The following is a 12,927-nucleotide window of genomic DNA, read 5'->3' on the forward strand; positions in this document are numbered from 1 at the left end:
TGATTCTTTATACGTGTGAGTATAGATGGTACTGCATCTAAGGTGTTGTGCTTTGTGTTAACTACTATAGATCACTCCTTTATTTACTTGTTGAACGCGGCGACCACCGCAGTCTCCACGTAAGGAACCGGCGCCAGCGTCAGATCGAGGCGACCCGGAGAACGATCATGGACCTGCGGTGGCGACGCGCCGTCCATCGTGGGTGTGTCGCCACCGCAGCTCCATGATCATCTCCGGGTGCCGGGCACAGCTGGACGCGCCCGGCCCGGTCGGGTCAGCTGCCCGGCGCGGCGTACGGGGTGAGCAGCTGGTCGACCGGCGCGTGGTCGTCGGTGAGCACCTCGGCGTCCCCGACGAACGCCGCCAGCTCCGCGCCGGAGGCCACCCGCCAGTCGAGGTGCTGCTCACCCAGCGCGGTGCCGACCGCGTCGAGCGGCAGCGGCTGCTGCGAGGCCAGGACGACGACGTTGCCGCCGTCCTCCCCGGCCAGGACGGCGTCCCGGGCGAGCAGCGCGACGTGCGGGAAGACCGCCTGCAGCGTGGCGAGCTCGGCGCGCACGAAGCCCAGCGGCGGGTGGTCGATGAGGTTGGCGACGTAGACGCCGTCGTCGGTGAGCGCGCGGTCGACCAGGCCCATCGCCTCCACCGTGGTCAGCTGCCAGGGCACCGAGAGCCCGCCGAACGCGTCGCCGACGACGAGGTCGCGCTCCCCCGGCGGCTCCTGCTCCAGGCCGACGCGGGCGTCAGCGACCTCGACGCGCAGCCCGTCGGTCTCGGTCAGCCCGAGCTGCTCGCGGTCCATCGCGACCACTCCCGGGTCCACCTCGACCACCAGGCTCTCGGTGCCCGGGCGGACGGCGGCGAGGTAGCGCGGCACGGTCGCCCCGCCGCCGCCGAGGTGCAGCGCCGAGAGCGGCTCACCCGCCGGCGCCATCGCGTCGGTGACCGCGGCGATCGCCCGGACGTACTCGAACTCCAGGTACGTGGGGTCGGCCAGGTCGACGTAGGAGTGCCGCAGCGTGTCGAGGACCAGCACCCGGCCGCTGTCCCGCTCGGGGTCGGCGACCACCCGCGCGCAGTGGTAGGCGGTCTCGGCCTGGCAGCGGCTGGGCGCGACCGCGGCGAGCAGCGAGCCCACCACGGCCAGCAGGAGCAGCGCCACGGGCACCCGTCCGGCGACACCGGCGGTCCGCCGCCGCAGCAGCACGCCGACCGCGATCCCCGTCAGCACGGTGACCAGGCCGGTGCCGACGAGGATGCCGCTGGTCGGGAAGACCGCGACCAGCAGGAAGCCGGTGAGGAAGGTCGCGGCGATCCCGCCGAGGGTGCCGATGCCCGACAGCCGGCCGACCACCGACCCGGTCTCGGCGAGGCTGGCCAGCTGCAGCTTGACCACCATCGGCGGCACCGCCGACAGCAGCGCCGCGGGGACGACGACGGCGACCGCGGCCAGCAGCAGCACGCTGCCGGCGTCGGCGCCCGTGAGCACCGACCCGGCGAAGCGCACCAGCGGCAGGACGGCGACCACGAGCGCGCCGCCGGCGACCAGCAGTGGCGCGATCAGCCGGTGCGGATCGGTGCGGTCGGCCAGCGCGCCGCCCATCCACGCCCCGACCGCGATGGCGGCCAGCGCGAAGCCGATGACCGCGGTGTTGGTCTGCAGGGTGATCCCGACGTAGGGCGCGATCAGCCGCAGCCCGGCGATCTCCAGCACCAGCACGGCGCCGGAGGACAGGAAGGTGACGGCAGCGGCCACCCAGTCCGGCAGCGCGTCCGGACGGGTGCGCTCCGCAGCCTCGGGCAGGGCCTCCTCGGTGCCGGCCACCTCAGAAGAGCGCGGGCTGGTCGGCCGGGGCGGCGACCGACTCGACGCGGGCGGTCAGCTCGACGCCGTTGTGCTTGACGCTGTTGACCGCGGGGCTGACCGGGCGCAGCTCCAGCCCCTCCACCAGCTCCGGCGGGGTCGGCTCGGCCACCTCCGCGACGTCCTCCCGCGCCGGGTCGAGCCAGTCGGCCCAGCGCTCCCGCGGGAGCACCAGCGGCATCCGGTCGTGGATCTCGGTGAGCGCGCCGACGGCGGGCGCGGTGACCACGGTGCAGGTGTAGAGCCGGTCGTCGCCCTCGCCCCAGACCTCCCAGAGGCCGGCGAAGGCGAGCGCGGAGCCGTCCCGCGGGGTCATGTAGTACGGCTGCTTGCCGGGCCCGTCCAGCTTCTTGGCCCACTCGTACCAGCCGTCGGCCGGCACCAGGCAGCGGCGGGAGCGGGCCGCGCGGCGGAAGGCCGGCTTCTCGGTGAGCGACTCGACGCGGGCGTTGAGCATCCGGTTGCCCACCGACACGTCCTTGGCCCACGAGGGCACCAGGCCCCAGCGGACGGCGCGCAGCTCCCGGTGCGTGGCCCCGGTGGGCGCGCCCTCCGGGTCGCGCTCCTTCTTGGTGCGCACGACGTAGACGTCCTTGGTCGGGGCGACGTTGTAGTCGGCCGGCAGCGGGGGCTGCCCCTCGGCGGGGACGGCCTCGAACTCCAGGACGAGGTCCTCGGGACGGCGGCTGGCGGCGTAGCGGCCACACACGGTGGTACCTCCCGGTCGAGGGCCGGCTGATGCGGTCCCCTGCGACTCTAGGCCGGGTCGGGGACGGTTCCCGGCGGTGGGAGACGGGCAGGCAGGGTCGACGTCCCGACTCCCGAGAGACGAGGATCACGCCCGTGACCGCGACCCAGAACCCACCCACAGAGCACCCGAAGACCGCCAGCGAGTCCGGCGAGCGCCGCTACGCGACGGTCAACCCCTTCACCGGCCAGACGGAGCAGGAGTTCGACTTCACGCCCACCGAGGCGATCGACGGCATCATCGAGCGCGCGCACGCCGCCTACCAGGAGTGGCGGCAGCGGTCGGTCGAGGACCGCGCCACCGTCGTCCGGCGCGCCGCGGAACTCATGGACGAGCGCCGCGAGGACCTCGCGAAGCTCATCACCACCGAGATGGGCAAGCGGCACGACGAGGCCACGGGCGAGCTCTACCTGTGCTCGATGATCCTCAAGTACTACGCCGACAACGGCCCGGGCTTCCTCGAGCCCCAGCCGATCCAGCCGCTGATGGGCAAGGGTGAGGCGGTCGTCGAGACCCGGCCGATCGGCGTCCTGCTGGCCATCGAGCCGTGGAACTACCCCTTCTACCAGGTGGTCCGCGTGGCCGGCCCGAACCTGGTGCTGGGGAACACCGTCATCCTCAAGCACGCCGAGATCACGCCGCAGTGCGCGGTGGCCATCGAGCAGCTGTTCACCGACGCCGGCGCCCCCGAGGGGGTCTTCACCAACACCTTCCTGCGCATCGCCGACGTCGAGCAGGTCATCGCCGACCCGCGCATCCAGGGCGTGACGCTGACCGGCAGCGAGCGTGCGGGCAGCGCCGTCGGCGCCCTGGCCGGGAAGTACCTGAAGAAGTCGGTGCTCGAGCTGGGCGGCAGTGACCCGTTCATCGTGCTCGACGCCGAGGACATGGCCGCCACGGTCAAGGCCGCGACCATGGGCCGGATGCAGAACACCGGTCAGGCCTGCACCGCGTCCAAGCGGCTGATCGTCCCCGAGGAGCTCTACGAGCCCTTCGTGGAGGGCCTCGAGCAGGCGTTCTCCACCTTCTCCCCCGGCGACCCGGCCGACCCGTCGACGACGCTGGCCCCGCTGTCGAGTGAGCGCGCGGCGCAGGACCTGCACGCGCAGATCCAGGACGCGATCGACAAGGGCGCCACCGTGGTCACCGGCGGGAAGCGCCCCGAGCACGACGGCGCCTTCGTCGAGGCCACGATCCTCACCGACGTCACCCCGGAGATGCGGGCCTACCGCGAGGAGCTGTTCGGCCCCGCGGCCGTCGTCTACAAGGTCAAGGACGCCGAGGAGGCCATCGCGCTGGCCAACGACAGCGACTTCGGCCTGGGCGCCACGGTCATGAGCAGCGACCTCGACCGGGCACGGGCGGTGGCCGAGCGGCTCGAGGCCGGCATGGTGTGGATCAACCAGCCCACCGGCTCCTCCCCCGAGCTGCCCTTCGGCGGGATCAAGCGGTCCGGCTACGGCCGCGAGCTCTCCGAGCTGGCGGTGTTCGAGTTCGCCAACCGGCGACTGGTGCGCACGGTGCCGGCGAAGAAGGCCGCCAAGCCGGTCGGCGGCTGAGCGTGCGCGGTGCGGTGTCCCCGACCGGGCAAGATGGGCGCATGAGCCAGGTCTGGGCGACGCCGCACCGCGCCTCGCCGGTGGACGCCGTCGTGGCCCTGCCCGGGTCGAAGTCGCTGACGGCCCGGGCGCTGGTCCTGGCCGCGCTCGCCGACGGCCCGGGCCGGCTGGTCCGCCCGCTGCGCGCCCGCGACACCGACCTGATGGCTGCGGCACTGCGGGCCCTCGGCGTGCGGGTCGACGACGACGGCGAGGACTGGCTCGTCACCCCCGGCCCGCTGCGCGGCCCGGCCGAGGTGGACGCCGGCCTGGCCGGCACCGTGCTGCGCTTCCTGCCGCCGGTGGCCGCGCTCGCCGACGGCCCGGTGCGGGTGGACGGCGACCCGCGGCTGCGCGAGCGCCCCAACGCCGGGCTGATCGCGGCGCTGCGCGACCTCGGCGTGCAGGTGGACGACGGCGGCCGCGGCCGGGCGCCGTTCACCGTGCACGGCACCGGCCGGGTGCGCGGCGGCGCGGTGACCGTCGACGCGAGCGAGTCCTCGCAGATCGTCTCCGGGCTGCTGCTGGCCGCGGCCCGCTTCGACGAGGGCGTCGACCTGGCGCTCGCCGGCGGGGTGCCGTCGATGCCGCACGTGGAGATGACCGTGGAGTCGCTGCGCGAGCGCGGCGTCGACGTCGTCCGCACCGGGCGCGGGTGGCGGGTGGCCCCCGGCCCCGTCGCCGCGCGCGACGAGGTGCTCGAGCCCGACCTGTCCAACGCGGCCCCCTTCCTCGCGGCCGCGCTGGTGACCGGCGGGCGCGTGACGGTCCGCGACTGGCCCCCGCAGACCACCCAGCCCGGCGGCCGGCTGGGCGAGCTGCTCGGTGCGATGGGTGCCGACGTCGAGCGCACCGACGAGGGCCTCCGGGTCACCGGCACCGGGACGGTCCGGCCGCTGGTCGCCGACCTCGGCGAGGTCGGCGAGCTGACGCCGGTGCTGGCCGCGCTCTGCGCCCTGGCCGACGGGACCTCCCGGCTGACCGGCGTCGGGCACCTGCGCGGCCACGAGACCGACCGGCTGCAGGCGCTTGACGAGGTCCTCACGGCCGTCGGCGCCCGCGTCCAGCAGCTGCCCGACGGCCTGGTGATCGAGCCGGGGCCGCACCGGGCGGCGCGCCTGGACAGCTACGCCGACCACCGGATGGTGCACGCCGCGGCCGTCCTCGGGCTCGCCGTCGAGGGGGTCGAGGTCCGCGACCCGGGCGCCGTGAGCAAGACGCTGCCGGACTTCGTGGACCGGTGGAACGCGATGCTGGGGGGCGAGCGCTGAGTCCCCGCAGGCACGACTCCCGGTCGGACGAGGACGACGTCCGGGTCCGGCCCAGCCGGCGTGGCTCGCGGCCGCGCACCCGCACCCGGCCGACCCACTCCGACGCCGTCCCGGGGCTGGTGGTGGCCGTCGACCGGGGCCGGATGACGGTGCGGGTCGAGGGCCCCGACGGCGGGCCGGTCGAGGTGACCGCGATGCGCGCCCGCGAGCTCGGCCGGCACGGCGTCGTCGTCGGCGACTGGGTGCGGCTGGTCGGCGACACCACCGGCCGGCCGGACACCCTCGCCCGCATCGTCGTCATCGAGGACCGGACGACGTCGCTGCGTCGCACCGCCGACGACACCGACCCCACCGAGCGGGTCGTGGTCGCCAACGCCGACCAGCTGGTCATCGTCACCGCGGTGGCCGACCCCGACCCGGCGCTGGGCTTCCTCGACCGCTGCGTGGTCGCCGCCTACGCCGGGGGGCTGGAGCCGCTGCTCTGCCTCACCAAGACCGACCTGGCCAGCCCCCAGCCGCTGCTCGACCGCTACGCGGGCCTGGACGTCGACGCCGTCCCGATGTCGCGGGAGGCGCCGCTGGAGCCGCTGCTGGAGCGGCTGGACGCGCGCATGAGCGTGCTGGTCGGCCAGTCCGGCGTCGGCAAGTCCACCCTGGTCAACCGGCTGGTGCCCGATGCCTACCGGGCCACCGGCGACGTGAGCAAGGTGGGCAAGGGCCGGCACACGTCGTCCTCCGCGGTGCTGCTCGACCTGCCCGGCGGCGGCACCGTCATCGACACCCCCGGCATCCGCTCGTTCGGCCTGGCGCACGTGACCGCCGAGGACGTCGTCGCGGCGTTCGACGACGTCGCCGAGGCCGCGGTCGACTGCCCGCCGGGCTGCGGACACACCGCCGAGGACCCCGACTGCGCCCTGGACGCCTGGGCCGACGCCGGCCCGCCCGCCCGCCGGGAGCGGCTCGAGAGCCTGCGCCGCCTGCTCGACGCCGTCGGCCAGCTCGGCCCCGGCTACTAGAAGGACCCCGTCCTCCCCACCCTTCGCAGACTCAGGGCGGGGCCCGGGACGGGGCCAGTGGGACCCTGCAGAAGGGCCGCCGTCCTCCCCACCCTTCGCAGGCTCAGGGCGGGGCCCGGGACGGGGCCGGTGGGACCCTGCAGAAGGGCCGCCGTCCTCCCCACCCTTCGCAGACTCAGGGCGGGGCCCCGGACGGGGCCGGTGCGACCCTGCAAAGGGCCGACTGTCCCGCTCTCCGGAGGCGACCGATGGACCAGCAGGTCCACTTCACCACCCTGGCCACCGCCGACCTCGACGCCGCCCGGCGCTTCTACGTCGACGGGCTCGGCTGGCACCCGCTGGTCGACGTCCCCGGCGAGATCGTCTTCTTCCAGATCGCGCCGGGCACGGTGCTGGCGTTCTTCGAGGCGGGGAAGTTCGCCCAGGACCTCGGCCGCGGTCCCGCGCGGCCCGAGGTCTCCGGGGTGACGCTGGCGCACAACGTGGCCGACCGGGACGCCGTCCATGCGGTCGTCGACGCCATGACCGCCGCAGGGGGCACGGTGCTCACCGCGCCGGAGGAGGGCGCCTTCGGCGGGGTCTTCCACGCGCTGGTCGCCGACCCGAACGGCGTCGTCTGGGAGGTCGCGCACAACCCGGGCTGGTCGGTCGACCCCGACGGCACCGTCCGCCTCGGCTAGCGCCCACCCCGACCCCGGTCACCGAGATGCGGACGGTGGCTGTCTCCGGCCCCGTCGAGACGACCGTCGTCGGCATCTCGGCGCTACACCCGGCCGTCGACGAAGAGTGCGTCGTCCATCGGTTCGTCGACCGCCTCGATCCGCAGGTCGTGACCGGTCCCCAGCGCCTCCGGGTCGTCGGCGAGCACGCAGACCCCCGTCTGCACGTCGAGCCGGACCCGCTGCACCTCGGGGTACGGCCCGCGGGTCGACCCGTACTCGGCCTCGTCCACCTCACGGGAACGCAGCAGCGGGCAGCAGCCGCACCGGGGCTCGTAGCGCGGCGTCGTGCGGACGTACGCCTCCCACGCCGGCCGCCCGCCGTGCGAGACCTCGGCGACCGTGTCGACGACGAGCGGGGGCCCGGCCGGCTCGCCCGGTCCGGGGCCGCGGCCGTCGGCGAGTTCGGCCGGGTCGAGCATCGCCACCCAGTGGTAGCTCTGGTACATCGGGTCGTCGTAGCAGCTGTTCCCCGGCCACGGACGCTCGGCGACGAGCCCGTCCGGGCGCCACACCGGCCGGCGGGCGAGTCGATCGGCCGGCGTCTCCAGCCGCAGGCTGTACCCGCCGTCCACCCCGGAGACGCCGACCCGGACGGGCCGTTCGCGAACGACCTGGAGCAGGTCGCCGTCGAGGGTCTCGACCCGCAGCACGTCCGGCCGGCGCAGCCACGCACGCACCGGCTGCTCCCGCCACGGGCCCTCGGCCCAGCGCACGGTGAAACGCAGGGTCGTCCAGCGCCACGGCGAGGACCGGGCGAGGGCACGGAAGACGTCGGCGTCGATCACCGGCCGAGTGTGGGACGTGGCCGCGGCGCGGACCACCGAGTTCTCGGCGGCCCCGCTGCGGGCACCGAATGGCGACCTGTCGTGGTCACAGCGGCCGGGAGACCACGGGAACTCGCCACTCGGCGTGGGGAGCGCGGTCCTCAGACGTCGACCCAGCCGCCGCTGCGCCAGTAGAGGCCGGCCTCGCGGGTCAGCAGCCCCTCGTCGACCAGGTAGCGGCGCAGCGCGGCGGTGTCGGGGTGCCACACCGCCAGCAGCGCGTTGACCTCGCGCTCGGGGTAGCGGACGCCGACGTCGAAGACGCGGACCAGGTGCTCGAGGACGATCCGCCGCTTGCTCTGCTGCGCCGGGATGCACACCAGCCGCCCGTCGCGCACGAACGCCGACAGGACGGCGTCCTCGGCGGGGTCGTCCGACAGCGGCTCGGGCGGCGGAGCGGCCTCGGCGGCGGCGCGGGCCGCGGCGCCGAACTGCTCGGTCAGCAGCTCCAGCTGGTGCCGGTCACGGCGGACGAGACCGGCCCGGCCCAGCCGGCGGGCGGCCAGGACGACGTCCCTGAGCGGCAGCCCGGCCGCCTCCGCGACCTCCTCCAGCGTGCCGGCGCCCAGGGCGAGGGCCGCGACGACCTTGAGCCGGGTGGGGTCGGCCAGCAGCCCGGCGATCGTCGCGGCACGCACTCCCCGACGGTATCCGCGCATCGCCCGTGGTGGACGGGGGTAGCCCGGAGTCATGGTGAGCCCCATCGACATCCAGAAGGCCCTCAAGGGCATGGACTACCCGGCCACGAAGGAGCAGATCCTCGACCACGCCAAGGGCGGCGACAAGGAGGTGCTCGACGCGCTGCAGAAGATCGACGACCGGGAGTACGAGGGCCCCAGCGGGGTCAGTGCCGCGGTCTTCGACTGAGCGCCCGCTAGGTTCGGTGCCCATGACACCGGGCCGGGACTACACGGGGGACATGCACCTGGCGCACGTGCTGGCCGACCAGGCGGACTCGATCAGCCTGGACCGCTTCCGCGCGCTGGACCTGCAGGTCGACACCAAGCCGGACCTCACGCCGGTCACCGACGCCGACCGGGCCGTGGAGGAGCAGCTGCGCATCACGCTCGCCCGCGCCCGCACCCGCGACGCGGTGCTGGGCGAGGAGATGGGCATGACCGGCCACGGCCCACGGCGGTGGGTGCTCGACCCGATCGACGGGACAAAGAACTTCGTACGGGGCGTGCCCGTGTGGGCCACGCTCATCGCGCTGTTCGACGGTGACGAGCCGGTCGTCGGCCTGGTCTCCGCGCCGGCGCTCAACCGTCGGTGGTGGGCGGCCAAAGGCGTCGGCGCCTGGACCGGCCGGCGGCTGGAGTCCGCCACCCGCTGCACGGTCTCGGGGGTCGGCCGGCTGTCCGACGCGAGCCTGTCCTACTCGAGCCTCTCCGGCTGGGAGGAGCGCGGGCTGCTCGACGGCTTCCTCGACCTGACCCGGTCGGTGTGGCGCACCCGCGCCTACGGGGACTTCTGGAGCTACGTGCTGCTGGCCGAGGGGGCGGTGGACGTCGCCTGCGAGCCCGAGGTCTCGGTGTGGGACCTCGCCGCCCTCGACGTCATCGTGCGCGAGGCCGGCGGGACGTTCACCGACCTCTCCGGCGTCCCGGGCCCGGCCGGCGGCAGCGCGCTGGCCACCAACGGCCAGTTGCACGACGCCGCGCTGGGGCTGCTGCGCCGGCCCGACCCGGCCGCCTGAGACCGGACGGACCGGGGGATCGCCTCCCGCGCGCGGAAGGTGATCCCCCGGTCCGGGTGGTCAGCGGCCGCGGCCGCCCTGGAAGCGACGGCGGGCATCGTCGATCTTCGCCCGGGTCTTCGGGTCCTTGGCCAGCTGCTGGGCCTTCTCGGTGGCCTGTGCGATGACCTGCCGGCCCTTCGGCGTGTTCGCGAACTGGGTCAGCTTGCTGAACAGCGACGCCATCCCTGGTCCTCCTCCGCGTCCTCCGGGCGGCCGTTCCGCCCTCCTGTGCCGCTCAACGCGGCACCCGCGGTCCCCGTTCCGCACGCCACCGGTTCCGCGCGGCCGCCAGCTCCGGTACCGGCCGGGGCTCCACCGGCCGGCCCGGCTGCTGCCCCGTGGCGACCTCCGTGCCGGTGCCCCGGGCGGCGAGCAGGGCCGCACCGACCGCCGAGGCGCTGCGGATGGGCAGGAACCGCACGGGGACGGCGAGGACGTCGGCGAGCAACTGCTGGACGACGGCCGCGCGCCCGCCGCCGCCGGTAAGGACGACCGGCCCCTCCCCGCCGAGCAGCTCCGCGGCGGCCGCGACCGCGAACACCACGCCTTCGACCGCGGCACGGGCCAGCTCGGCGCGGGTCGTGCCCGCGGACAACCCCGTCCACCCGCCGCGGTCGGCCGGCCCCGCGACGCCGCCGCGCTCGCCGGTGAGGAACGGGCGGAAGACCACTCCCCCGGCGCCGGGCCGGACCGCCGCCGCGGCGTCGAACAGCTCGGCGGGGGTCAGGCCGAGCACGCCGCACACCCAGGTCCACGCCAGGCCGCCGTTCTGCAGCGCGGCCATCGCGTACCAGCCGCCCTCGACGTCGGCGTAGCCGTGCACCGGCGGGTCGTCGGCGGGCGCCGGCGTCCACCCGGGGAGCAGGACCTGCGCGCCGGTGCCCAGGTTGACCTGCCGGCCGGCGCGCGTGCCCGCGGCCAGCAGGGCCAGGGGGGTGTCTCCGCCGCCGACGACCACGGGCACCTCGCCGACCGGGAGCGCGGTGCAGCCCACGACCTCCGCCGAGGGACGCACCCGCGGCAGCAGCCCCGGGTCGATGCCGGCGGCCGCGGTGGCCCCGGGCGACCAGCCGTCGGCGACGACGTCCCACAGCAGGGTGGCCGAGGCGTCGCTGCGGTCGGTCACCCGCGGGTCGGCGTCCGGCACGAGCGCGGCGCGCAGCGCGTCCTTGGGCAGCAGCACGGTGGCCGCCCGCTCCAGCAGCCCGGGCTCGTGCGCGGCCAGCCAGGCCAGCACGGGGCCGGTCATCCCCGGCACCAGCGGGTTGGCCAGCGCGGCGCGGACGGCGGCCGGCAGGGCGCGCCAGCGGTCCACCTCGGCGGCGGCCCGGCCGTCCGGCCAGAGCACCGCGGGCGCCAGCGGAGCGCCCGCGGCGTCGACGAGCACGGTGCCGTGCATCTGCCCGGACAGGCCGAGCCCGGCGACCCGGCGGCCGGCCAGCGCCGGTGCCACCTGCGCCAGCGCGTCGTCGAGGGCGGCCCGCCACACGGCCGGGTCGGTCTGCGCCCAGCCCGGCCGGGGCCGGTCGACGTCGTAGCCGCACTCCCCCTCGGCGAGGACCGTCCCGGCCCCGTCGAGCGCGAGCAGCTTCAGTCCGCTGGTGCCGACGTCGGCACCGAGCAGGACGTCGCTCACCGCGGGCGGTGCGCGAACCCGCCGCTGCGGCCGTTGCGGTCGGCCAGCAGCCCGGCGAGCGTGCTCAGCGCGATCTCGGCCGGGGTCCGGGAGCCGATGTCCAGCCCGATCGGCCGGTGCACCCGCGCGACCTCCTCCGGCGGCACCCCGAGCGCGGCCAGCGCCGCGACGTGCGGGCCCTCGTGCCGCGGGTTGCCCATCACGCCGATCCAGCGCACCGGCCGGGCGAGCGCGTCGCGCAGCACCTCGCCGAGCTCGGGGCGGTGGTGGTCGGTGACGACGACGGCGGCGTCCGAGAGGTCCTCGACGAGGTCCGCGAGGTCGACCACGCCGGCGCCCCGGGCCGGGTCGGGGTCGAGCAGCACCGTGCGGAAACCCAGCTCCGGGCCCCAGCGCAGCAGCACCTCGGCCACCGGCGAGGCGAAGACGGCGACCAGCACCCGCCCGGTGACCTCGGGGCCCGGGGCGCCGTGCGCGACCCCGCAGGCCGGGTCCGCGGCGGTCACGCCACCTTCTCCGGGCTGTCGCCGTACGCGTAGGAGCTGTCGACGTACCGGCCGCCCTGCGCCACCCCGGGCGGGGCGATCTGCGACAGCCGCGCGAGGTCGTCGTCCGACAGCTCGACGGCGGCGGTCGCGACGTTCTCCTCGAGGTAGCTCCGCCGCTTGGTGCCGGGGATCGGCACGACGTCGTCCCCCTGCGCGAGGACCCACGCCAGCGCCAGCTGACCGGGCGTGACCCCCTCGTCGGCCGCCATCTCCTTCACCGCCTCGACGAGCCGCAGGTTCGCCTGGAAGGCCTCGCCCGTGAACCGCGGGTGGCCGCGGCGGAAGTCGCCCTCGCCGAAGTCCTCCGGGCTGCGGATCGCGCCGGTCAGGAAGCCGCGGCCCAGCGGGCTGAACGGCACGATCCCGATGCCGTGCTCCCGCGCGACGGCGAGCACCTCCGACTCGAGGTCGCGGGTCCACAGCGACCACTCGCTCTGCAGGGCCGCGATGGGGTGGACGGCGACGGCGCGGCGGCTCGACGTGGCCGAGGCCTCCGACAGCCCGAGGTGCCGGACCTTGCCCTGCTGCACGAGCTCGGCCATCGCGCCGACGGTGTCCTCGATCGGCACCTCCGGGTCCACCCGGTGCTGGTAGTAGAGGTCGATCACGTCGACCCGCAGCCGGCGCAAGCTGGCCTCGGCGCAGGCCCGCACGTTCTCCGGTCGGCCGTCGATCCGCCGTCCGGCGTGCGACAGCGAGAACTTGGTCGCCAGCTGGACCTCGTCGCGCCGCCCGGCGATCGCCTCGCCGACGAGCTCCTCGTTGTGCCCGTCGCCGTAGACGTCGGAGGTGTCGAGGAAGGTGACGCCGAGGTCGAGCGCCCGGTGGATCGTCGCGACCGACTCGTCGCGGTCGGCGGCGCCGTACGACTGGCTCATGCCCATGCAGCCGAGGCCCAGGGCGGAGACGACCAGGCCGTCGCGGCCGAGCGTGCGGGTACCGACAGGAGAGGGAGAGGTCAC

General features: G+C 75.4%; 14 protein-coding genes. 6 read left to right on the forward strand and 8 right to left on the reverse strand.

Going from position 1 to position 12,927, the window contains the following annotated elements; genetic code table 11:
* Window positions 1-274: 274 nt before the first annotated feature.
* The gene (locus CNO22_RS04550; protein ID WP_100498166.1) at window positions 275-1,825 is read right to left on the reverse strand and encodes a fused MFS/spermidine synthase; all 1,551 of its coding nucleotides are present in this window, start codon (window positions 1,823-1,825) and stop codon (window positions 275-277) included.
* Between the two features lies 1 nt (window position 1,826).
* The gene (locus CNO22_RS04555; protein WP_100498167.1) at window positions 1,827-2,573 is read right to left on the reverse strand and encodes an SOS response-associated peptidase; all 747 of its coding nucleotides are present in this window, start codon (window positions 2,571-2,573) and stop codon (window positions 1,827-1,829) included.
* Window positions 2,574-2,707: 134 nt separating this feature from the next.
* On the opposite strand from CNO22_RS04555, the gene CNO22_RS04560 reads away from it, so the two are divergent.
* The 4 genes from CNO22_RS04560 to CNO22_RS04575 all read left to right on the forward strand — a co-directional run bounded on the left by CNO22_RS04560 (window position 2,708) and on the right by CNO22_RS04575 (window position 7,177).
* Window positions 2,708-4,171 (forward strand): NAD-dependent succinate-semialdehyde dehydrogenase, encoded by a 1,464-nt coding sequence (locus tag CNO22_RS04560; protein ID WP_100498168.1) that lies wholly within the window; start codon window positions 2,708-2,710, stop codon window positions 4,169-4,171.
* Between the two features lie 41 nt (window positions 4,172-4,212).
* Window positions 4,213-5,481 carry a 3-phosphoshikimate 1-carboxyvinyltransferase gene (gene aroA / locus CNO22_RS04565; protein WP_100498169.1) on the forward strand — a complete coding sequence of 423 codons (1,269 nt, stop codon included), beginning with the start codon at window positions 4,213-4,215 and terminating at the stop codon, window positions 5,479-5,481.
* Window positions 5,451-6,497 carry a ribosome small subunit-dependent GTPase A gene (gene rsgA, locus CNO22_RS04570; protein ID WP_100498170.1) on the forward strand — a complete coding sequence of 349 codons (1,047 nt, stop codon included), beginning with the start codon at window positions 5,451-5,453 and terminating at the stop codon, window positions 6,495-6,497. The genes aroA and rsgA overlap by 31 nt, the downstream gene beginning before the upstream one ends.
* 248 nt (window positions 6,498-6,745) lie before the next feature.
* Window positions 6,746-7,177, forward strand: coding sequence for a VOC family protein (locus CNO22_RS04575; protein WP_100498171.1), 432 nt, complete (start codon window positions 6,746-6,748; stop codon window positions 7,175-7,177).
* Window positions 7,178-7,260: 83 nt separating this feature from the next.
* Here the strand turns inward: CNO22_RS04575 and CNO22_RS04580 are convergent, their stop codons facing one another.
* Window positions 7,261-8,004 carry a hypothetical protein gene (locus CNO22_RS04580; RefSeq protein ID WP_157936806.1) on the reverse strand — a complete coding sequence of 248 codons (744 nt, stop codon included), beginning with the start codon at window positions 8,002-8,004 and terminating at the stop codon, window positions 7,261-7,263.
* Window positions 8,005-8,144: 140 nt separating this feature from the next.
* On the reverse strand, window positions 8,145-8,681 hold the full coding sequence (locus CNO22_RS04585; protein WP_100498173.1) for a DUF2087 domain-containing protein: 537 nt from the start codon (window positions 8,679-8,681) through the stop codon (window positions 8,145-8,147).
* 52 nt (window positions 8,682-8,733) lie between these two features.
* Between CNO22_RS04585 and CNO22_RS04590 the strand changes: the two genes are divergently transcribed.
* Both CNO22_RS04590 and hisN read left to right on the forward strand, forming a co-directional pair.
* Entirely contained in the window at window positions 8,734-8,910 is a 177-nt protein-coding gene (locus tag CNO22_RS04590) for a DUF2795 domain-containing protein (protein ID WP_100498174.1), read from the forward strand.
* 22 nt (window positions 8,911-8,932) lie between these two features.
* Entirely contained in the window at window positions 8,933-9,739 is an 807-nt protein-coding gene (gene hisN / locus CNO22_RS04595; protein WP_100498175.1) for a histidinol-phosphatase, read from the forward strand.
* Between the two features lie 60 nt (window positions 9,740-9,799).
* Here hisN and CNO22_RS28120 read toward each other — a convergent pair whose 3' ends face one another.
* Genes CNO22_RS28120 through CNO22_RS04610 form a run of 4 tightly spaced genes read right to left on the reverse strand, consistent with a single transcriptional unit; the run spans window position 9,800 to window position 12,927 of the window.
* Window positions 9,800-9,964 carry a hypothetical protein gene (locus CNO22_RS28120; RefSeq protein ID WP_198588103.1) on the reverse strand — a complete coding sequence of 55 codons (165 nt, stop codon included), beginning with the start codon at window positions 9,962-9,964 and terminating at the stop codon, window positions 9,800-9,802.
* Window positions 9,965-10,016: 52 nt separating this feature from the next.
* On the reverse strand, window positions 10,017-11,417 hold the full coding sequence (locus CNO22_RS04600; RefSeq protein WP_100498176.1) for an FGGY family carbohydrate kinase: 1,401 nt from the start codon (window positions 11,415-11,417) through the stop codon (window positions 10,017-10,019).
* Entirely contained in the window at window positions 11,414-11,923 is a 510-nt protein-coding gene (locus CNO22_RS04605) for an XdhC family protein (protein WP_100498177.1), read from the reverse strand. The genes CNO22_RS04600 and CNO22_RS04605 overlap by 4 nt, the downstream gene beginning before the upstream one ends.
* On the reverse strand, window positions 11,920-12,927 hold the full coding sequence (locus tag CNO22_RS04610; protein WP_100498178.1) for an aldo/keto reductase: 1,008 nt from the start codon (window positions 12,925-12,927) through the stop codon (window positions 11,920-11,922). The genes CNO22_RS04605 and CNO22_RS04610 overlap by 4 nt, the downstream gene beginning before the upstream one ends.

Source organism: Geodermatophilus chilensis (assembly GCF_002802985.1).
GTDB classification, from domain to species: domain Bacteria; phylum Actinomycetota; class Actinomycetes; order Mycobacteriales; family Geodermatophilaceae; genus Geodermatophilus; species Geodermatophilus chilensis.